Annotated in this window: 16 protein-coding genes and 1 riboswitch; of the genes, 15 read left to right on the top strand and 1 reads right to left on the bottom strand. The window is 71.1% G+C overall.

Translation table 11 applies throughout. The features are described from left to right. Positions 1-2: 2 nt before the first annotated feature. From SNE35_RS13745 to SNE35_RS13675, 15 genes are all read left to right on the top strand, one after another. The gene (locus tag SNE35_RS13745; protein ID WP_320423482.1) at positions 3-572 is read left to right on the top strand and encodes a methylated-DNA--[protein]-cysteine S-methyltransferase; all 570 of its coding nucleotides are present in this window, start codon (positions 3-5) and stop codon (positions 570-572) included. A gap of 8 nt (positions 573-580) precedes the next feature. Beyond that, positions 581-1828, top strand: coding sequence for a DEAD/DEAH box helicase (locus tag SNE35_RS13740; RefSeq protein ID WP_320423481.1), 1248 nt, complete (start codon positions 581-583; stop codon positions 1826-1828). Between the two features lie 143 nt (positions 1829-1971). Continuing rightward, positions 1972-2937, top strand: a complete 966-nt coding sequence (locus SNE35_RS13735; RefSeq protein WP_320423480.1) for a PEPxxWA-CTERM sorting domain-containing protein — start codon at positions 1972-1974, stop codon at positions 2935-2937. 22 nt (positions 2938-2959) lie between these two features. Next, positions 2960-3205: riboswitch (cobalamin riboswitch) on the top strand. Between the two features lie 103 nt (positions 3206-3308). Next, positions 3309-3878 (top strand): cob(I)yrinic acid a,c-diamide adenosyltransferase, encoded by a 570-nt coding sequence (gene cobO, locus SNE35_RS13730; protein ID WP_320423479.1) that lies wholly within the window; start codon positions 3309-3311, stop codon positions 3876-3878. Positions 3879-3894: 16 nt separating this feature from the next. After that, positions 3895-6012: a TonB-dependent receptor gene (locus SNE35_RS13725; RefSeq protein WP_320423478.1), complete on the top strand. Its 2118-nt coding sequence runs from the start codon at positions 3895-3897 to the stop codon at positions 6010-6012. A 7-nt stretch (positions 6013-6019) separates the two neighbouring features. Continuing rightward, entirely contained in the window at positions 6020-6853 is an 834-nt protein-coding gene (locus SNE35_RS13720; RefSeq protein WP_320423477.1) for an ABC transporter substrate-binding protein, read from the top strand. After that, complete coding sequence (locus SNE35_RS13715; protein ID WP_320423476.1) at positions 6850-7635, top strand: ABC transporter ATP-binding protein; 786 nt, start codon at positions 6850-6852, stop codon at positions 7633-7635. Before SNE35_RS13720 ends, SNE35_RS13715 begins: the two co-directional genes overlap by 4 nt. Next, on the top strand, positions 7632-8582 hold the full coding sequence (locus SNE35_RS13710) for an ABC transporter substrate-binding protein (RefSeq protein ID WP_320423475.1): 951 nt from the start codon (positions 7632-7634) through the stop codon (positions 8580-8582). The genes SNE35_RS13715 and SNE35_RS13710 overlap by 4 nt, the downstream gene beginning before the upstream one ends. 2 nt (positions 8583-8584) lie before the next feature. Beyond that, positions 8585-9598 carry a FecCD family ABC transporter permease gene (locus tag SNE35_RS13705; RefSeq protein WP_320423836.1) on the top strand — a complete coding sequence of 338 codons (1014 nt, stop codon included), beginning with the start codon at positions 8585-8587 and terminating at the stop codon, positions 9596-9598. A gap of 9 nt (positions 9599-9607) precedes the next feature. Beyond that, positions 9608-10654 carry a cobalamin biosynthesis protein CobW gene (gene cobW / locus SNE35_RS13700; protein ID WP_320423474.1) on the top strand — a complete coding sequence of 349 codons (1047 nt, stop codon included), beginning with the start codon at positions 9608-9610 and terminating at the stop codon, positions 10652-10654. After that, on the top strand, positions 10654-14412 hold the full coding sequence (gene cobN / locus SNE35_RS13695) for a cobaltochelatase subunit CobN (protein ID WP_320423473.1): 3759 nt from the start codon (positions 10654-10656) through the stop codon (positions 14410-14412). Before cobW ends, cobN begins: the two co-directional genes overlap by 1 nt. A 2-nt stretch (positions 14413-14414) precedes the next feature. Beyond that, entirely contained in the window at positions 14415-15419 is a 1005-nt protein-coding gene (locus tag SNE35_RS13690; RefSeq protein ID WP_320423472.1) for a magnesium chelatase ATPase subunit I, read from the top strand. Next, positions 15341-16063 (top strand): vWA domain-containing protein, encoded by a 723-nt coding sequence (locus SNE35_RS13685; protein ID WP_320423471.1) that lies wholly within the window; start codon positions 15341-15343, stop codon positions 16061-16063. Before SNE35_RS13690 ends, SNE35_RS13685 begins: the two co-directional genes overlap by 79 nt. Continuing rightward, entirely contained in the window at positions 16060-16446 is a 387-nt protein-coding gene (locus SNE35_RS13680) for a DUF1636 domain-containing protein (protein ID WP_320423470.1), read from the top strand. The genes SNE35_RS13685 and SNE35_RS13680 overlap by 4 nt, the downstream gene beginning before the upstream one ends. Before the next feature lies 1 nt (position 16447). Continuing rightward, entirely contained in the window at positions 16448-17779 is a 1332-nt protein-coding gene (locus tag SNE35_RS13675) for a cobyrinic acid a,c-diamide synthase CobB (protein ID WP_320423469.1), read from the top strand. Here SNE35_RS13675 and mgrA read toward each other — a convergent pair. Further along, positions 17750-18799: an L-glyceraldehyde 3-phosphate reductase gene (gene mgrA / locus SNE35_RS13670; protein WP_320423468.1), complete on the bottom strand. Its 1050-nt coding sequence runs from the start codon at positions 18797-18799 to the stop codon at positions 17750-17752. The two genes, SNE35_RS13675 and mgrA, sit on opposite strands and share 30 nt — an antisense overlap. Positions 18800-18801: the final 2 nt, after the last annotated feature.

Here is an 18801-nt window from a genome sequence, read left to right as displayed (position 1 = left end):
GCTTGAGCGCCACCATCGAATTCCACTGCTATGACACGCCGCTGGGCGCCTGCGGCATCGCCTGGGACGCGCGCGGCGTGATCGTGGGCTCGCAGCTGCCTGAAGCCACGCCCGGCGAGACGCGCGACCGCATGCGTGGCCGCTTCCCAATGGCCCGCGAATCGGCCGCGCCGCCGCCCAGCGTGCTGCGCGCGATGATCGCCGTGCGCCGCCTGCTGGCCGGCGAGACCAACGACATCGACGAGCTGCTTGCCGTCGAGCTGGACGACAGCGGCGTGCCCGAGTTCAATCGCCAGGTCCTCGCGTTGACGCGCCGCATCCCGGTCGGCCAGACGCTCACCTACGGCGAGGTCGCCGCGCGCCTGGGCCAGCCCGGCGCGGCGCGCGCGGTGGGTCAGGCCGAGGGCCACAATCCGTTTGCACCGATCGTGCCCTGCCACCGCGTGATGGGCAGTGGTGGCGTCGGCACCGGTTTCTCCGCACACGGCGGCATAACGACCAAGCTGAAGCTGCTGGGCATCGAAGCCCGCGCCGCCGGCCAGATGGCCGGCGAGCAGACCGATCTTTTCTGAAAGCAACGATGTCATTCCACACGCTGGGCCTTGCGCCCGCACTCGTGCGCGCCGTGCGCGAGCAGCAGGGCTATCACGCCCCCACGTCGATCCAGGAGGCCGCCATCCCGGCGATCCTGCGCGGCGCCGACGTGCTCGGTCTGGCCCAGACAGGCTCGGGCAAGACGGCCGCCTTCGCGCTGCCGCTGCTGCAGCGGGTGATCGAGCGCCAGGGCCTGCGGCAGCTGACTGCCATCGTGCTGGCGCCGACGCGCGAACTGGCGGTGCAGACCGGCGAGGTGCTGCGTGAGCTGGCGCGTTCGTTGCCGCAGCGCCTGAAGATTGCCGTCGCCTTCGGCGGCGTGTCGATCAACCCGCAGCTGATGGGTCTGCGCGGCGGCTGCGACATCGTCGTCGCGACGCCGGGCCGCTTCCTCGACCTGGTGGACCATAACGCGCTGCGCCTGGACGGCGTGCAGATGCTGGTGCTCGACGAGGCCGACCGCCTGCTCGACCTCGGCTTCAGCGAGGAACTGCAGCGCATCCTCGCGCTGCTGCCGGCGCGGCGCCAGAACCTGTTCTTCTCGGCCACCTTCGCGCCGGCCGTGCGCAGCTTGGCCGATGGCCTGCTGCACGAGCCCGAGCGCATCGAGATCGCGCCGGAGCCGGTGCGCACCGACGCGATCCAGCAGCGCGCGATCCATGTGGACACGGCCGACCGCACGCCGCTGCTGCGCCACCTGCTGGAGACCGAGGGCTGGACCCGCGCGCTGGTCTTCGTCGCCACCAAGTACGCCACCGAACACGTTGCTGACAAGCTGTGGGCCAAGGGCATCAAGGCCGCGTCGTTGCACGGCGAGCTGAGCCAGGGCGCCCGCACCAAGGTGCTGGCCGCGCTGAAGAGCGGCGAGGTGGCCGTGCTGGTGGCGACCGACCTCGCGGCCCGCGGCCTGGACATTCCCGAGCTGCCAGCCGTCGTCAACTACGACCTGCCGCGCGCCGCTGCCGACTACACGCACCGCATCGGCCGAACCGGCCGCGCTGGCGCCACCGGCGTCGCGGTGAGCTTCGTCCCGGCCGACGCCGAAGCCCACTTTCGCCTGATCGAGAAGCGCCAGGGCCAGCGCGTGCCGCGCGAGCAGGTGGCCGGCTTCGAGCCGAAGGAAGTCGCCAGCGAGGCGCTGGCCACCGGCGGCGTGAAGGGCAAGCGACCGAGCAAGAAGGACAAGCTGCGGGCCGCGGCTGCTGCAGCTGGGGCGGCCGGTCGGGAACTCTAAGGCCGCCGCAGATTCGCTTGGGGGGTTGTCCATCCGGCGCGGACGCATGCGCCGGATGGATGCGGTGCGTCATGGACCTGACGCTTCCCGCCGGTAGTTTCAGGCGCAGGCATCCCGCCTGCATCACTCCCCAAGAGACTCCCATGAACGCAAAAGCAGTTTTCAAACCCCACCTGTCCAAGGCGCTCTGCGTCGCCGCTATCGCCGTGATGGCGGGTAACGCGCTCGCCGAGACCTGGGTGCAGACCGGTGTGGACCGTTTCACCGGCTCGGCCGCCAGCGCCAAGGGCCAGGGCCTGGTCTGGACCGGGTCGTCGTGGATCTTTTCCTCGAGCAACGGCCTGGAGCGCACGGACGCCGCGTTCAACCGCGTCCAGAACGTCAATCCGGCGATTCCGGCCGAGCTGTTCAACCCGTCTGCAGCGGCGCCGAAGGGCTTGAACCACATCGGTGACCTGGACGTCGCAGGCAACACGCTGTACATCGCACTCGACTCTTCGACCGCCGACCAGCCAGGCGGCGGCAAGTACAACACGCCGGTCATCGCGCTGTATGACGCGACCACCTTGACCTATACCGGCCAGTCCTACGCGCTGACCGCGCCCGGCGGCGTGCAGGACATTGCCAGCTGGGTCGCCGTGGATGCGGCTGCCGGCCTGGGCTACGGCATGGCGTACGACAACGCAACGCAGTTGAGCGTCTACAACCTGGCCGACTGGAGCTTCAAGGAATACGTGCCGCTCTCGCACAACCTCGATCAGGTGCAGGGCGGCAAGCTGTTCGGCGACTGGATGTACATGTCGTCGGACGGCGCCGAGAAGGAGATCTATCGCACCAACGTGAAGACGGGTGCGGTCGAAGACTTGTTCAGCATCAACCTTGGCGCGCCGCAGGAGATCGAGGGCCTTTCGTTCGCGCAGGACGCCAGCGGCAACGTCACGCTCAATGTGCTCAACCGCGAGGCCGTCGACGGGGTCAGCGGCGTGGCGCTCTATCACTTCAGCATCGCGGCCGTGCCGGAGCCGGCCACCTTTGTGCTGATGTTGACGGGCTTCGCGCTCGTCGGCGGTGCGGCCCGGCGCTCGCGGAGCAGGGCGCGGCAGGCCTGACGCGGCCGGGAGTCTTTCGCACCGTAGAATCCGCCCCGTTGGTGCTCGCGGCGTGGTTCACGCGCCGCAGTTCAACGGGAATCAGGGAGGACCGGGCCGCATCGCTGGCGAGGTCCCAACCTGAGCTGCCCCCGCAACGGTAAGTGGACGAATCCTCGCGGATTCAACTTTCCATCACACAGCCACTGGGCGTTCTGAACACGCGCCTGGGAAGGCTTTGGCAAGTCTGTCCACCAGCCCGGATACCGGCCAACGAGGCGCCGCGCGTTCGCGCGCGGCACGTACGCCCACAGGCCGTCGGGGAAGACGGTGAGGGCATGGAGGCTGGTCGGTCGTTCTCGGCAGCCGGCCTCTGCAGAAGAGACTCTCCGATGGAAATCGAAACTCCGCCGGTCCTGCGCGATACCCCGAAGCCGCAGGGCGAACGCCGTGGCCTGGTCATCGTGCACACCGGTACCGGCAAGGGCAAGAGCACGGCCGCCTTCGGCCTGGCGCTGCGCGCGCACGGCCGCGGCAAGAAGGTCAAGGTCTACCAGTTCATGAAGGTGCCGTCGGCCCGCTTCGGCGAGCACCGGCTGTTCGAGCAACTGGGCATTCCGATCGAGGGCCTGGGCGATGGCTTCAGCTGGAAGAGCCGCGATCTGGACCACTCCGCCGAACTGGCGCTGGCCGGCTGGACCAAGGCCGAGGCCACGATCCGCGCCGGCGAACACTTCATGGTGGTGCTGGACGAGATCATGTACCCGCTGCGCTATGGCTGGGTGCCGCTGGAGCCCGTGCTGGCCTGCCTGCGCGAGCGCCCCGCCCACGTGCATGTGGTGCTGACCGGCCGTGGTGCGCCGCAGGAGCTGGTGGACCTGGCCGACACGGTCACCGAGATGACGCTGATCAAGCATCACTTCAAGGCCGGTGTGCCCGCGCAACGCGGCATCGAAGACTGATCGATAGAGAGTTCCCATGAAGACCCAACTGACAGCCCTTGGCATGGCCATCGGCACGCTGGGCGCGAGCCTGCCCGCCTGCGCGCAAAACAACAACACCCTGCCCACCGTCTCCGTCACCGCAACGAGCCTGGGTAGCCTGGGCCTGGACCAGCCTTCGGCCACCGGCTCACGCCTGGGCCTGACGCCGATGGAAACGCCGGCGAGCATCGCCACGCTGGACGCCGACGCCATCGCCGAGCGCAGCATCACGCGCGCGCAAGACGCGGCTGTGCAACTGCCCGGCCTCAGCCAGGCGCCCGAGCCCGGCAACGGCGGCAGCTCGCTGAGCGCACGCGGCTTCGCCGGCCACAGCTCGGTGGCGCAGATGATCGACGGCACGCGGCTGGTCGTCGCCTTCGGCACGGTGACCTATCCGTTCTCGACCTGGCCGCTGGCCTCGGTCGACGTGCTCTCGGGCCCGGCCTCGGTGCTGTACGGCGACGGCGCGATCGGCGCGGCCGTCAACTACGTGACCAAGCGCCCGGTGTTCGACCGCACCGAGCGTGAGGCCTTCCTCAGCTACGGCTCCTTCAACACGGTGCAGGGCGGCGTCGGCCTGCGCGGGCCGATCAACGAGGTGGCGGCCTATTCGGTCTACGTGGATGCGAGCAAGAGCGACGGCGAGCGCCGCGACAGCGCCTATGAGCGGCAGAACTACGCGCTGGCGCTGAGCCTGCGGCCGAGCCGTGACCTGAACGTCACGCTCTCGCTGGACGGCGGCCGCAACAACGATGCCCGCTACTACGGCACGCCGCTGCTGCCCGACGGCAGCGTGGACAAGCGCCTGATCGACACCAGCTTCAACGTCGGCAACGCGCTGGTCCGCTACAAGGACGATATGTGGCGCGCCAAGGTCGAGTACCGCGTCAACGACGACGTGCAGCTGCACAACGAGACCTACTACCTGACGGCCAAGCGCCACTGGCGCAACAGCGAGGACTACTACTTCGACGACAGCGGCACGCAGGTCGTGCGCGACTCCTTCCTGGAGATCCTGCACGACCAGAAGCAGACCGGCAATCGCACCGACCTCAGCATCAGCGGCACGCTCGGCGGGCTGAAGAACCAACTGGTCGCCGGCCTGGACTGGTACCGCACGACCTTGCTGCACACGAACAACTCGCCCTATGTGGACGGCGACAGCGTCGTCGACCCGTACAAGGTTGTGCCCGGCGTGTTCGACAGCCTGTCGCCGACGGCGCCGGGCCGCCACTCGGCGCTCAGCAACACCGCCGTGTTCGCCGAAGACGTGCTGAGCCTGAACCCCCAGTGGAAGCTGGTGGCCGGGCTGCGCCGCGAGTCGATGTCGCTGGAGTACGACAACCTGCGCACGAAGGTCAACCAGCACCAGAAGTACTCGCCGACCACCGGCCGCCTCGGTGCCGTCTGGTCGCCGAGCAGCGCGCTGTCCGTCTACGGCCAGTTCAGCACCGGCACCGACCCGCTGACCGGTTCGTTGACCTTGCCGGCCGGCGCCACGAATGTCGAGCTGACCCGCGGCCGCCAGGTGGAGGTCGGCGCCAAGGGCGCGCTACCCGCCATTCGCGGCCAGTGGACCGTGGCGGCGTACCGGATCGTCAAGGACCACCTGTACTCGCAGGATCCGCTGAACCCCGACCTCACGCAGCAGATCGGCAAGCAGTCGTCCACCGGCATCGAGCTGGCCGTCGGCGCGGAGCCGGTGCGCGGCTGGACCATCGACGCCAACCTCGCCGCGCTGCGCGCCCGCTACGACCGTTTCGACGAGCAGCAGGACGACGGCAGCTTGATCTCCCGCGCCGGCAACACGCCCTACGGCGTGCCCGAGCGCACCGCCAATGTCTGGTCGACGGTGCGCGTGGCGTCGCAGTGGAAGCTGGGGCTGGGGGCGCGCTACGTCGGCAAGGTCCAGTACGACGCCGCCAACGAGGGCCATCTGCCGTCCTACACGGTGCTGAACGGCTCGGTCGCGTTCGCGTACTCGCCGGCCACCAGCGTCACGTTGAGCGTCAACAACCTCGCCAACAAGGTCTACGCGACCTCCGGCTACAGCTACCTGTGGCTGCTGGGCGAGCGGCGCAACGCGCAACTGACGGTTCGTTCGTCCTTCTGAGCGCGCGATGAGGCCCTCCATGTTCGCGCTCGGGCTGCTCGGCAGCCTGGCCGGCGCGCCGCTCCAGGCGGCGCCGCAGCGCATCGTCACGCTGTCGCCCTCGCTGACCGATGCGGTCTGCGCGCTGGGCCATTGCGAGCAACTGGTCGGTACCGACCGCTACTCCACCGGGCCCGGCGGCGTGGCCGCCTTGCCCAAGGTGGGCGGGCTGGAAGACGTGCAGATCGAGCGCATCGTGACCCTGCGGCCGGACATGGTGCTGCTGGGCCCGCGCAGCCGCGCGGCCGATCGGCTCGGCGCGCTGGGTGTGCCGTTTCAGGTCTTCGACGCCCGCACCCATGCCGACCTGAAGCGCATGCTGCTGGCCCTGGGCCAGTCGCTGGGCGAGGACGCGCGGGCGGCCGAGCTGGTGCGCCGCATCGACGAGCAGATCGACGCCCAGGCGCGCCGCATCTCCACGGCGCTGCGCGGCCGCAGCGTCTTCATCGAGGTGGCTTCCGGCCCCTATGCGGCCAGCGACAAGAGCTTCATCGGCGAGACCGTGGCGCGGCTGGGCCTGGTCAACATCGTCGGCGGCGAGATGGGCCTGTTCCCGAAGATCAATCCGGAGATGGTCGTGCGGCGCGCGCCGGAGCTGATCATCGGCCCCCGTTCCAGTCTTGCGAGCCTTTCCAACCTGGCGGACCGCCCCGGCTGGGCGGCGCTGCCCGCCGTGCGCCGGCAGCAGGTCTGCATGTTGGAGCCCGAGCAGTGGGAGCTGATCGCCAGCCCCGGCCCGCGCCTGGGCGAGGCGGCGAAGCTGCTGGCCGACTGCCTGCTGGCGCTGCCGACGGCGAAATGACGATGAAGCCCGCGCTTGACCTCCACTCGGCCTCCCTGCAGCTGCAGGGCAGGGCGGTGCTGGACGAGGTCTCGGTGTCGGTGCCCTTCGGCACGCACTTGGCCGTGGTCGGCCGCAACGGCGCCGGCAAGAGCAGCCTGCTGCGGCTGATGGCCGGGCGGTTGAAGCCCACGCGGGGCCAGGTCTTGCTCGGCGGGCTCGACCTCGCCGCGCTGCCGGGGCCGCAGCGGGCGCGGCAGATCGCCGTGGTCCACCAGCACGAGCAGGCGCACGGCCAGCTGCGCGTGCGCGACTACGTGGCGTTGGGCCGCATCCCGCATGCGGCGGCCCCGCCCTGCGAGAGCGCACAGGTGGTGGACGCATCGCTGGCGCATTGCCGCCTCACGGCGCTGCAGGACCGCCGCGTCGGCACCTTGTCGGGCGGCGAGCTGCAACGCGCCGTCATCGCCCGCGTGATCGCCCAGCAGCCGCGCGTGCTGCTGCTGGACGAGCCCACCAACCATCTCGACCTGCGCACCCGCGCCGACATGCTGGACCTGCTCGCCGCGCTGGACGTGACCGTGATCGCCGCGCTGCACGAGCTGAGCCTGGTGCAGCGCTTCGCTCACCGCGTGCTGCTGCTGGACGCGGGCAGGGTCGCGGCCGACGACGCGCCGGCCCGGGTGTTCACGCCGGAGCTGGTGCGCGGCCATTTCGACATCGACGTGTTCCACCTGCCGCTGCCGGATCGCGCGCGGCCCGTGGCCGTCTTCGAAGCCCCCGAACCGGTTCGATCGTCATGAAGCAACTCTTCGCACTGCTGCTGGGGCTGGCCATGTTCGCTGCCGCGCAGGCCCAGACCTTCCCGGTTACCGTGGACAGCTGCGGCGCCAAGCTCACCTTCGCCGCGCCGCCCAAGCGCGCGCTGATCCACGACCTCAACATGACCGAGATGGCGCTCTCGCTGGGCTTGCAGAAGCAGATGGTGGGCGTCAGCGGGATCACCGGCTGGTACAAGTCGCGCCCCGGGCTGCGGCAGGCGCTGGGCAGCATCCCCGAGATCGCCGCCAAGCAGCCGAGCCTTGAAAATGTGCTGGCCGCCAATCCGGACTTCTTCTTCGCCGGCTGGAACTACGGCATGAGCGTCGGCGGCGACCTGACGCCGGCCATCCTGCAGCGCTACGGCATCCCGACCCTGGTGCTCAGCGAAAGCTGCAACCACGTGGACAAGAGCCGTCCGCGCGCCTCGCTGGAGCTGCTGTACGGCGACTACATCAAGCTCGGCACCATCTTCGGCAAGGAGGCGCAGGCGCGCGCTCAGGTGGCGGAATGGAAGGCGCGCGTGGCCCGGCTGGCGAAGCCCGCCGGCGGCCCGGCGCTGCGGATGTTCCTGTACGACTCGGGCGAGGACAAGCCGCTCACGGCCGGCAAGTTCGCGATGCCCACCGCGATGATGGAAGCCGTCGGCGGCCGCAACATCATGGACGACGTCGACTCCAGCTGGACCAGCGTCTCCTGGGAGGCCGTGGCCGCGCGCAATCCGCAGTTCCTCGTGCTGCTGGACTACCAGAACGACGGCGGCGCCGCCCGCCTGATGCAGTTCCTGCGCCAGCACCCGCTGATGCAGCACACCGATGCCGTGCGCAACAGCCGTTATGTGGCGCTGCGCTACGAGGAGCTGACGCCCGGGCCGGCCAATATCGAGGCGATGGAGAAGATGGCCGCGGCCATGGCTGGGGCTAAGCCGTGACGATGCAGCTCCGCGCGCTCGCCCCCGGCCTGCTGCTGGCGCTGGCCTGCGTCGCCACCGCCTCGGTCGTCGTCGGCGCCACGCCGGTGAGCCTGGCGCAACTGGGCCACAGCCTGCAGGTGCTGCTGGCTCATGCCGACCCCACGGGCTGGTCGATGACGGACCGCATCGTGCTGGACCTGCGGATGCCGCGCACGCTGCTGGCCGTGCTGGTGGGCGCCGGCCTGGCCCTGGTCGGCGCGCTGTTGCAGACGACGACGCGCAACGAGCTGTCCGATCCCTTCCTGTTCGGCCTTTCGTCCGGCTCCGCCGCCGGCGCGGTGGCGGTGATCACCTTGAGCGGTGAACTGGCCTCCGCGATGGGCATCTGGGCACTGCCGCTGGCCGCCTTCGCCGGCGGCATGACCTCGGCGGCCGTGGTCCTGCTGCTGCTGCGCCGCTTCCGCAGCCATGCGCCGGAGCAGATGATCCTGGCGGGCCTGTCGGTCTCCTTCCTGTTCACCGCGCTGACCTACTACTTCATCTTCCTGGGCGACCAGCGCGCCGCGCAGTCGGTGCTGCACTGGACGATGGGCGGCCTCGGCGCCGCGCGCTGGGACAGCCTCTTCGTGCCGCTGGCCGGCCTGCTGGCACTGGCCGTCTTCGCCTGGCGCCGGCTGCCGGCGCTGGACGCGATGCTGGCCGGCGAGAACACCGCCCACAGCTTGGGCATCGATCCGCAGCGCCTGCGCGTGCAGGTCTTCATCGCCTGCGCCTTCGCCACGGCCTGCTTCGTCGCCGTGTCCGGTGTCATCGGCTTCGTCGGGCTGATGGTGCCGCACCTGGCCCGCCGCCTGGCCGGCGCGCTGCACCGCGGCGTGCTGCTGCTGTCCGCGCTGATGGGCGCCACCCTGCTGCTGCTGAGCGACCTGCTCAGCCGCACGGTGCTGGCGCCGCAGGAGCTGCCGGTGGGCATCGTCACCGCCGGCGTCGGCGCGCTGTTCGTGATGCGCAACCTCTTCGTTCACGCTGAATAAGGAACTCTCATGCAAACCCGCAAGATCCCCGCCACCATCGTCACCGGCTTCCTGGGCAGCGGCAAGACGACCCTGCTGCGCCACCTGCTGACCAACGCCAAGGGACGCCGCATCGCCGTCATCGTCAACGAGTTCGGCGAGCTGGGCATCGACGGCGAGCTGCTGAAGGGCTGCGGCATCGGCTGCGACGAAGAGGGCGAGGAGAACGGCCAGCTGTTCGAGCTGGCCAACGGCTGCCTCTGCTGCACGGTGCAGGAGGAGTTCGCGCCGGTGATGGAACAGCTCGCCGCGCGCCGCGACCAGATCGACCATCTGGTGATCGAGACCTCCGGCCTGGCCCTGCCCAAGCCGCTGGTGCAGGCCTTCCAGTGGCCGGCGCTGCGCAGCGTGTTCACCGTCGATTCGGTGATCACGGTGGTCGATGCGCCGGCCGTGGCCGCCGGCGATTTCGCGGACGACCCGGTGGCCGTCGACGCGCAGCGCCGCGCCGACGACAACCTCGACCACGACTCGCCGCTGCACGAGCTGTTCGAAGACCAGCTCGCCACGGCCGATCTCGTGATCGTGCACAAGACCGATGGCATGGACGCCGCCGCGCTGCAGGGCGTGGAGGCCGCGATCCGCGCCGAGACGCCGGCCGGCGTGAAGCTGGTCCATGCGCAGCATGGGCGCATCGACCCGGAGGTGCTGCTGGGCCTGGAGCGCGCGGTCGAGGACGTGATCGACCAGCGCAAGACGCATCACGACGAAGAAGAGGACCATGACCACGACGCCTTCGACTCGGTCTCGGTGACGCTGGACGTCAGCGACCGCGAGAAGCTGCAGCGCGCACTGGTCGCCCTGGTGCAGCGCCACGAGATCTACCGCGCCAAGGGCTTCGTGGCGCTGCCGGGCGCGGCGATGCGCCTGGTGGTGCAGGGCGTGGGCCAGCGCTTCGACAGCTACTTCGACCGCGCCTGGCGGGCCGGCGAGGCGCGCAGCACGCGCCTGGTGCTGATCGGCGATCACCTGGACGGCGCCGTGCTGCAGCGCGAACTCTCCGAAGCGCTGGCCTGATGCATCTGCTGTCGACTCGACCCGGAGGCCACGTCGAGGACGACGGCCAGGGCGTCGTGCGTATCGAGCAGACGCCGGGCGACATCGTCGTGCTCAGCGCGGCCGACACCACGCTGTCGCTGCTGGCCGAGGTGGCGGCGGGGCTCGATGCCGACTACCCCGCGGTGCGCCTGGCCAACCTGATGTGGTTGCGCCAGCCCGCCAGCACCGACCTGTACGTGGACGACGTGCTGCGCCATGCCCGCGTCGTCATCATCGACCACCTCGGCGCGCCCAGCGACTGGGCCTACCTGGTCGAGCAGGCGATGAGCCTGGCCGGTGCGCGCGGCCAGTGGCTGGCGATGTTCTCCGGCGACTTCGGCGAGGACCTGCAACTGCTGATGCGCAGCACCGCGCCGGCCGAGGACTGCCGCCACCTGTGGCACTGCCTGCGGGAAGGCGGCCGCGCCAATGCAGAGAACTTCTTCGCGCTGATTGGCCACGCCGCGTTCGGCCGCGGCGCCCGGCCGGCTGCACCGGTGCCGCTGCCGCCGGCGCTGCAGTACCAGCCGAAGGAAGCCCCGCCCTGGAAGACCGGCGCCCCCACGGCGCTGCTGGTGTTCTACCGCGCCCATCTGCAGGCCGGCAACACGGCGGTGTTCGACGCGATGCTGGCGGCGCTGGCCGAGGCCGGCCTGAACGCGCTGGCGCTGGCCGTCGATTCGCTGAAGACCCCGGCCAGCCTGGCGCTGCTGCAGGCGCTGGCGCGCGAACACGGTGTGGCCGTGGTGCTCAACGCCACGAGCTTCGCGGTCTCCTCGCTGGAAGGTGGAGACGAGGCGCCGTTCGCCCTGGCCGGCGACGCCCCCGTGCTGCAGCTCATCACGGCCGGATGCGCCCAGGACCAATGGTTGGCGGACCCACACGGCCTCGCGCCGCGGGACCTGGCCATGCAGGTCGTGCTGCCCGAGGTCGACGGCCGCATCGGTACCCGCGCGATCAGCTTCAAGGGCCTGGAGCGGCGCTGCGAGCGCACCGAGGTGGACGTGGTGCGCTACCAGCCCGAGCCCGAGCGCATCGCCTTCGTCGCCGAGCTGGCGCGCCGCTGGTGCCTGCTGCGCGACAAGCCCGCCGCGGACAAGCGCGTGGCCCTGGTGCTGGCCAACTATCCGAACGACGACTCGCGCCTGGCCAACGGCGTCGGGCTGGACACGCCGGCCTCCACGGTGCTGATCCTGCAGGCGCTGCGCGAGGCGGGCTATCCCACCGGCGCCGTGCCGCCCGACAGCGACGCGCTGATGGCCGACCTGACGCGCGGCATCACCAACAACCTCGACGCCAACGACGAGCGCGCCGCGGCGCAGAGCTTGTCGATGGCCGACTACCTGGCCGACTTCAGCGCCTTGCCCGTGGAGAACCAACAGGCCGTCAACACGCTATGGGGCCGGCCCGAGCAGGACCCGATGGTGCGCGCCGGTCGCTTCATGATCTCCGGCCAGCGCTACGGCCAGGTCTTCGTCGGCAACCAGCCCGCGCGCGGACGTGACCTGGACCTCGTCGCCAGCTACCACGATGCCGACCTGGTGCCGGCCCACAACTACCTGGCCTTCTACTTCTGGCTGCGCCGCGTCTTCGCGGTGGACGCGGTGGTGCACGTGGGCAAGCACGGCAATCTCGAATGGCTGCCCGGCAAGAGCGTGGCACTGGGCGCCGCCTGCTGGCCCGATGCCATCCTCGGCCCGCTGCCGCACTTGTACCCCTTCATCGTCAACGACCCGGGCGAGGGCAGCCAGGCCAAGCGGCGCACGCAGGCGGTGATCATCGACCACCTGATGCCCGCGCTGACCCGCGCCGAGACCTACGGCCCGCTGCAGGCGCTGGAGCGCCAGATGGACGAGTACTACGAGGCGCTGTCGCTGGACCCGCGCCGCGCGAGGCGCCTGCGGGCCGACATCCTCGATCGCGTGCTGAAGGAGAACCTGCACCAGGAGCTGGGCTTCGTACGGCCGGCCGACGACGCCGCCCGCGAAGCCATGCTGCAGCGCCTGGACGCCTACCTCTGCGAGATCAAGGAATCGCAGATCCGCGACGGGCTGCACATCCTCGGCCGCTCGCCGCAGGGCCGGCAGCGCACCGACACGCTGGTGGCGCTGGCGCGCTTCCCGGGCGGCAAGGGAGCAGGTCAGCAGAGCCTGCTGGCGGCGCTGGCGCAGGACCTGCAGCTCGGCGAGGTCGACGTGCTGAGCCCGGACTGGGCCCAGCCCTGGACCGGCCCGCGCCCGCCGGCGCTGCAGGCGATGGGCGACGAGCCCTGGCGCCACCTGGGCCATCTGCGCGAGCGGCTCGAACGGCTGGCCGCGCGTCTGGTGGATGAGTGGCAGGACCTAGCCCCCGATGACTGGCCGCACACGGCGCCGGTGCTGCAGCGCATCCGCCGGACGCTGGCCCCGCGCCTGGATGCCTGCGGCCCGAACGAGGTCGAACAGCTCTTGCGCGGCCTGGCCGGGCGCTTCGTGCCCGCCGGCCCGAGCGGCGCACCCTCGCGCGGCCGGCCCGACGTGCTGCCCACCGGGCGCAACTTCTATTCGGTGGACACGCGCGCCGTGCCCACGCCCACGGCCTACTCGATGGGCAGCGCCGCCGCCGAGCGCGTGATCGAGCGCCACCTGCAGGACCACGGCAGCTTCCCCGCCTCGGTGGGCTTGTCGGTCTGGGGCACCAGCACGATGCGCACCGGCGGCGAGGACATCGCCCAGGCCTTCGCGCTGCTGGGCGTGCGGCCCAAGTGGGCGGCCGGCAGCACGCGGGTGGTGGACATCGAGCTGCTGCCGATGTCGATCCGCAACCGGCCGCGGGTGGACGTCACCTTGCGCGTATCCGGCTTCTTCCGCGATGCCTTCCCGAACGTGATCGACCTGTTCGACACCGCGGTGCGCGCCGTGGCCGCTATTCCCGAGGAAGACGAGCCCGACGAGGTGAACCCGATCCGCGCGCGGGTGCGGCGCGAGGCGGCCGAAGCCCAGGCGCAAGGTCTGACCCCCGAGGACGCCGAACGCCAGGCCAGCTGGCGCGTGTTCGGCCCGCGGCCCGGCGGCTACGGCGCCGGCTTACAGGAGCTGATGGCCAGCGGACGCTGGAGCGGCGGGGCCGACCTGGCCCAGGCCTATCTGCGCGCCGGCGCCTTCGCCTACGGGCAGGACGAGCACGGCAAGGCCGCGCGCGGCGCCTTCGAGCAGCGCCTGAGCGGACTGGACGCGGTGCTGCACAACCAGGACAACCGCGAGCACGACATCCTCGACTCCGACGACTACTACCAGTTCCAGGGCGGCATGGCGGTGGCGGTCGAGCAGCTGGCCGGCCGTCCGGCGGCGCTGTACCACGGCGACTTCAGCGTGCCCGGCGCGCCGCGCATCCGCACGCTGGGCGAGGAACTGGCCCGCGTCGTGCGCTCGCGTGCCGTCAATCCGAAGTGGCTGGAGGGCGTCAAGCGCCACGGCTACAAGGGCGCCTTCGAGATCGCCGCGACGGTGGACTACCTGTTCGCCTTCGACGCCACCACCGGCACCGTGGCCGACCACCAGTACGCGATGGTGGCCGATGCCTATCTGCACGATCCGGCAACGCGGGAGTTCATGCAGCAGCACAACCCGCTGGCGCTGAAGAGCGTCGGCGAGCGCCTGCTGGAAGCGATGGACCGCGGCCTGTGGGCCGAGCCGGGCGATCACCGCGAACGCATCGAAGAACACCTGCTGGCGCTGGAACAGCGCCTGGAGTCTTGAGCATGACATTCCCCTTCACCGCCCTGGTCGGCCAGCCGGAACTGCAGCGCGCGCTGCTGCTGGCGGCCGTTGATCCCGCCATTGGCGGCGTGCTGGTCAGCGGGCCGCGCGGCACTGCCAAGTCCACCGCCGCTCGCGCCTTGGCCGCGATGCTGCCGCAGGCGCCTTTCGTGACCCTGCCGCTGGCGGCCAGCCTGGAGCAACTTGTGGGCACGCTTGATCTGGAAGACGCGCTGCGCGACGGCCGCGTGCGGCTGAAGCCCGGCCTGCTGGCGCGGGCGCACGGCGGCGTGCTCTACGTCGACGAGGTGAACCTGCTGCCCGATGCGCTGGTCGATGCGCTGCTGGACGTGGCGGCCAGCGGCGTCAACACGATCGAGCGCGACGGCATCTCGCAGCAGCACGCGGCGCGCTTCGTGCTCGTCGGCACGATGAACCCGGAGGAGGGCGAGCTGAGGCCGCAGTTGCTGGACCGCTTCGGCCTCTCGGTGGTGCTGGAGAACCCGCGCGACGCGGCCCTGCGCCAGGCCATCCTGCGCACGCGTCTGGCCTTCGACGAAGACCCGCAGGCGCTGCTGGATCGGCACGCGCCGGAGCTGGCGCGCCTGGGCGAGCAGGTGGTGGCCGCGCGCGCGGCGCTGCCAGGCCTGGGCTGGTCCGACGAGGTGCTGGCGCGCGCCGCCGAGGCCGCGCTGGCGGCCGGGGTCGACGGCATGCGCGCCGACCTCGTGATGCTGCGCGCGGCACGCGCGCTGGCTGCGCTGCAAGGGCAGGGCGCCGTGACGCCCGCCGACGTGGATGCGGTGGCGGAGCTGGCGCTGGCCCATCGGCGCAGCGAACGCGCCGCCCCCGCGCCGCAGGCCGCGAAACCGCCGATGCCTGCGCCGGCCCCCTCCAGCAAGCCCGCCCCGGCCGACGATGACGGCGATTGGGGCGCGCTGCCGCCCGAGCCGGTGGGCACGACCCGCGTGCTCTCGACCGGAGCCTGGCCACCAAAAAAAGCCTGAGCCACCCCGGCCGCCAACTCCAACCCGGACGCGGCGGCCGGCGGTGGCGCCAGCCGGCCGCGGGCGCCGCCATCGCGTGGCTGCCCACGCTCGTCGCGAAGGGGCCGAGCCAGCTGCGGCGCGAGCACCTGCGCCATCGCCCGGTGAACGAGCAGCCGCCGCACCTGCACCTGATCGTGCTGGACACCTCCGGCTCGATGCGCCAGGGCGGCCGCCTGGCCCTGGCCAAGGGCTATGCCGCCCGCCTGATCGAGCAGGCGGCGCGGGCGGGCGAACAGGTGGCGCTGCTGTGCTTCGGCGGCAGCGGCGTCGAGCTGCTCCTGGCGCCGTCGCCGGCGCGCGCGGCCGGCGGCCAGCGCGTCCGGCAACTGGGCGGCGGTGGCGGCACGCCGCTGGCGGCCGGCCTGCGTGAGGCGGAGCGCCTGCTGTTGCGGGCCCAGCGCCGCGATCCCCGGCTCGGCGCGCAGCACTGCTGGCTCTGGTTGCTCAGCGACGGCCGCACGCTGGAGCAGCCCGCCGCCCCGGCTGCCGCCGGGAACATCGTCATCGTCGACTTCGAACCGTCCACCCGATCCTTCGGCCGCTGCGCCGCCTGGGCCCGCCAATGGGGCGCCCGCCATCTTCACGCGCCAAGACAAGCATGACCACAACCACCACCGAACTCATCATCTGCACCAGCTGCCGCCCGGCCGGCACCGACCGCTCGCAAGCGACACCCGGCGAGCAACTGCTCGAAGCCGCGCAGGTAGCGCAGCTGCAGGACGACGAAGGGCGCTACGCCCAGGTCCGCGTGCGCGGCGTCGACTGCTTGAGCATCTGCACCCGCGTCTGCTCGGTGGCCTTCCAGGCCGCGGGCAAGCACAGCTACCTCTTCGGCGATCTGGCGCACGACGAGGTCACTGCCGAACAACTGCTCGATTGCGCCGCGCTGCACGCCCGCAGCCCCGATGGCACCTTGCTGCGCAACGAACGCCCGGAGCGCCTGCGCAGCGGCATCCTCGCGCGCCTGCCGCCGCTGGGTACCTGAGATGGCTGCCCGCGCCCTGATGATCAGCGCCCCGGCCTCCGGCCAGGGCAAGACCAGCGTCACCGCGGCCATCGCCCGTTCCGCGCGGCGGCGTGGCGAGCGGGTGCGCGTCTTCAAGACGGGGCCGGACTTCCTCGACCCGATGGTGCTGGAGCGTGCCAGCGGCCGGCCGGTCTACCAGCTCGACCTGTTCATGGTGGGGCTCGAAGGCTGCCGCGCGCTGCTGGCGGAAGCTGCGGCCGAGGCGGACCTGATCCTGGTCGAAGGGGTGATGGGCCTGTTCGACGGCGCGCCGAGCAGCGCCGACCTCGCCGCCGCCTTCGGCCTGCCGGTGCTGGTGGTGATCGATGGCTCGGCGATGGCGCAGACCCTGGCCGCCGTGGCGACCGGGCTGCAGCGTTTTCGCGATGACATTGCGGTGCGTGCGGTCGTCGCCAATCGCATCGCCGGGGCGGCCCATGCGCGCATGGTGGCCGAGGCGCTACCGGCCACGCTGCCGCTGCTGGCGGCCTTGCCGCGCGCCGAGGCGCTGCGCCTGCCGGCGCGCCATCTGGGGCTGGTGCAGGCGATGGAGCTGCCCGGCATCGACGCGCTGCTGGATGGCTGGGCCGACGCATGGGATGCGGCCACGAGCGAGACCGGCGTGGGCCTGGACAGCCTCGACCTGGCCCGCATCGAGCCGGCTCCCGTCGAGTCTCCCGGCGCGACGCCGCTGGCCGGCCGCCGCGTGGCCGTGGCGCGGGATGCCTGCTTCTCCTTCATCTATCCCGCCAACCTGGACTGCCTGCGCCGCCTCGGTGCCGAGCTGCTGACCTTCTCACCGCTGGCTGGTGAGCCGCTGCCGCCCTGCGATGCGCTGTGGCTGCCGGGCGGCTACCCGGAGCTGCATGCGCAGGCGTTGGCCTCGAACGAGAGCTTCTTCGCAGCCCTGGTCGCGCACCTGGAAGCGGGCCGGCCGCTGCTGGCCGAGTGCGGCGGCATGCTGGCCCTGCTGGACAGCCTCACCGACCTGGAGGGCCGCACGCACCGCATGGCCGGGCTGATCCCGGGCGAGGGCCGGATGCAGACGCGACTGGCGGCGCTGGGCCTGCAGCAGATCGACTGGCCCGAGGGACCGCTGCGCGGCCACAGCTTCCACCATTCGACGATGCAGACGCCGTTGCAGCCCGTTGCCCGCGCCACCCATCCGAGCGGCGGGTCCACGGCCGAGGCGCTGTACACCCACGGCAGCCTGCGGGCCAGCTATGTGCACCACTACTTCCCGTCGAACCCGGCCGCCATCGCGGCCTTCCTCGGGAGCAACTCAGCCGGGCAGGCCGGTCAGGTCCTGTGAGACGGCCCAGAGGTCGACGCTGCCTTCCTTGGCATGGAGGTCGATCTCGGCCAGCTCTTCGGCGCTGAAGTCCAGGCGCTTCAGCGCGTCCAGCGAGTTGTCGAGCTGCTCGACGGTGCGCGCGCCGATCAGCGATGAACTGACGCGCGGATCGCGCAGCGTCCAGGCGATGGCCATCTGCGCCAGCGTCTGGCCGCGACGTTCGGCGATCGCGTTGAGGGCGCGCACGCGGGCGAGGTTCTCTTCGCTGATCATCGTCGTGGGCAGCGAGCCGGCGCGGGTCGCGCGGCTGCCGTCGGGCAGGGTCGGCTGCAGGTACTTGTTGCTCAGCAGGCCCTGGGCCAGCGGCGAGAAGGCGATGCAGCCGACGCCCAGGCCGCCCAGCACTTCCAGCAGGCCGTGCTCGATGCGGCGGTTGAGCATCGAGTAGTTCGGCTGGTGGATCAGCAGCGGCACGCCCTCGGCCTTCAGCATGGCCGCGGCCAGGCGCGTCAGCTCCGGCGAGTACGAGGAGATGCCGATGTAGAGCGCCTTGCCTTCGCGGTGCAACTGGGCCAGCGCGCCCATGGTCTCGTCCATCGGCGTGTTCGGATCGACGCGGTGCGAGTAGAAGATGTCCACGTAGTCCAGGCCCATCTTGCGCAGGCTGTTGTTGCAGCTGGCGATCAAGTGCTTGCGCGAGCCGGTCGGGCCGCCGTAGGGGCCGGGCCACATGTCCCAGCCAGCCTTGCTGGAGATGATCAGCTCGTCGCGGTGGGGCTTGAAGTCCTGCGCGAACCAGCGGCCGAAGTTCTCCTCGGCCGAGCCCTTGGGCGGGCCGTAGTTGTCGGCCAGGTCGAAGTGGGTGACGCCGCGGTCGAAGGCGCGGCGCAGCATCGCGCGGCCGGTCTCGAAGACGTCGGTGCCGCCGAAGTTCTGCCAGAGGCCCAGCGAGATCGCCGGCAGGGTGAGGCCGCTGCGGCCAACGCGGCGGTAGGGCATGCGGCCGTCGTAGCGGGCGGGGTCGGCGAAGTAATCCATCG

Origin of the sequence: Roseateles agri (genome assembly GCF_034043675.1) — a bacterium.
In the GTDB taxonomy this organism is placed as follows: domain Bacteria; phylum Pseudomonadota; class Gammaproteobacteria; order Burkholderiales; family Burkholderiaceae_C; genus KK5.
The sequence above is the reverse complement of the archived record's forward strand: the minus strand, read 5'-3'. Positions and strand labels throughout refer to the sequence as shown.

What these genes read in the sequence shown, in the direction of transcription:
- SNE35_RS13740 (WP_320423481.1), top strand. Translation starts at nt 581, where the DNA reads ATGTCATTCCACACGCTGGGCCTTGCGCCCGCACTCGTGCGCGCCGTG.
- SNE35_RS13735 (WP_320423480.1), top strand. Translation starts at nt 1,972, where the DNA reads ATGAACGCAAAAGCAGTTTTCAAACCCCACCTGTCCAAGGCGCTCTGC.
- cobO (WP_320423479.1), top strand. Translation starts at nt 3,309, where the DNA reads ATGGAAATCGAAACTCCGCCGGTCCTGCGCGATACCCCGAAGCCGCAG.
- SNE35_RS13725 (WP_320423478.1), top strand. Translation starts at nt 3,895, where the DNA reads ATGAAGACCCAACTGACAGCCCTTGGCATGGCCATCGGCACGCTGGGC.
- SNE35_RS13720 (WP_320423477.1), top strand. Translation starts at nt 6,020, where the DNA reads ATGAGGCCCTCCATGTTCGCGCTCGGGCTGCTCGGCAGCCTGGCCGGC.
- SNE35_RS13715 (WP_320423476.1), top strand. Translation starts at nt 6,850, where the DNA reads ATGACGATGAAGCCCGCGCTTGACCTCCACTCGGCCTCCCTGCAGCTG.
- SNE35_RS13710 (WP_320423475.1), top strand. Translation starts at nt 7,632, where the DNA reads ATGAAGCAACTCTTCGCACTGCTGCTGGGGCTGGCCATGTTCGCTGCC.
- SNE35_RS13705 (WP_320423836.1), top strand. Translation starts at nt 8,585, where the DNA reads ATGCAGCTCCGCGCGCTCGCCCCCGGCCTGCTGCTGGCGCTGGCCTGC.
- cobW (WP_320423474.1), top strand. Translation starts at nt 9,608, where the DNA reads ATGCAAACCCGCAAGATCCCCGCCACCATCGTCACCGGCTTCCTGGGC.
- cobN (WP_320423473.1), top strand. Translation starts at nt 10,654, where the DNA reads ATGCATCTGCTGTCGACTCGACCCGGAGGCCACGTCGAGGACGACGGC.
- SNE35_RS13690 (WP_320423472.1), top strand. Translation starts at nt 14,415, where the DNA reads ATGACATTCCCCTTCACCGCCCTGGTCGGCCAGCCGGAACTGCAGCGC.
- SNE35_RS13680 (WP_320423470.1), top strand. Translation starts at nt 16,060, where the DNA reads ATGACCACAACCACCACCGAACTCATCATCTGCACCAGCTGCCGCCCG.
- SNE35_RS13675 (WP_320423469.1), top strand. Translation starts at nt 16,448, where the DNA reads ATGGCTGCCCGCGCCCTGATGATCAGCGCCCCGGCCTCCGGCCAGGGC.
- mgrA (WP_320423468.1), bottom strand. Translation starts at nt 18,799, where the DNA reads ATGGATTACTTCGCCGACCCCGCCCGCTACGACGGCCGCATGCCCTAC.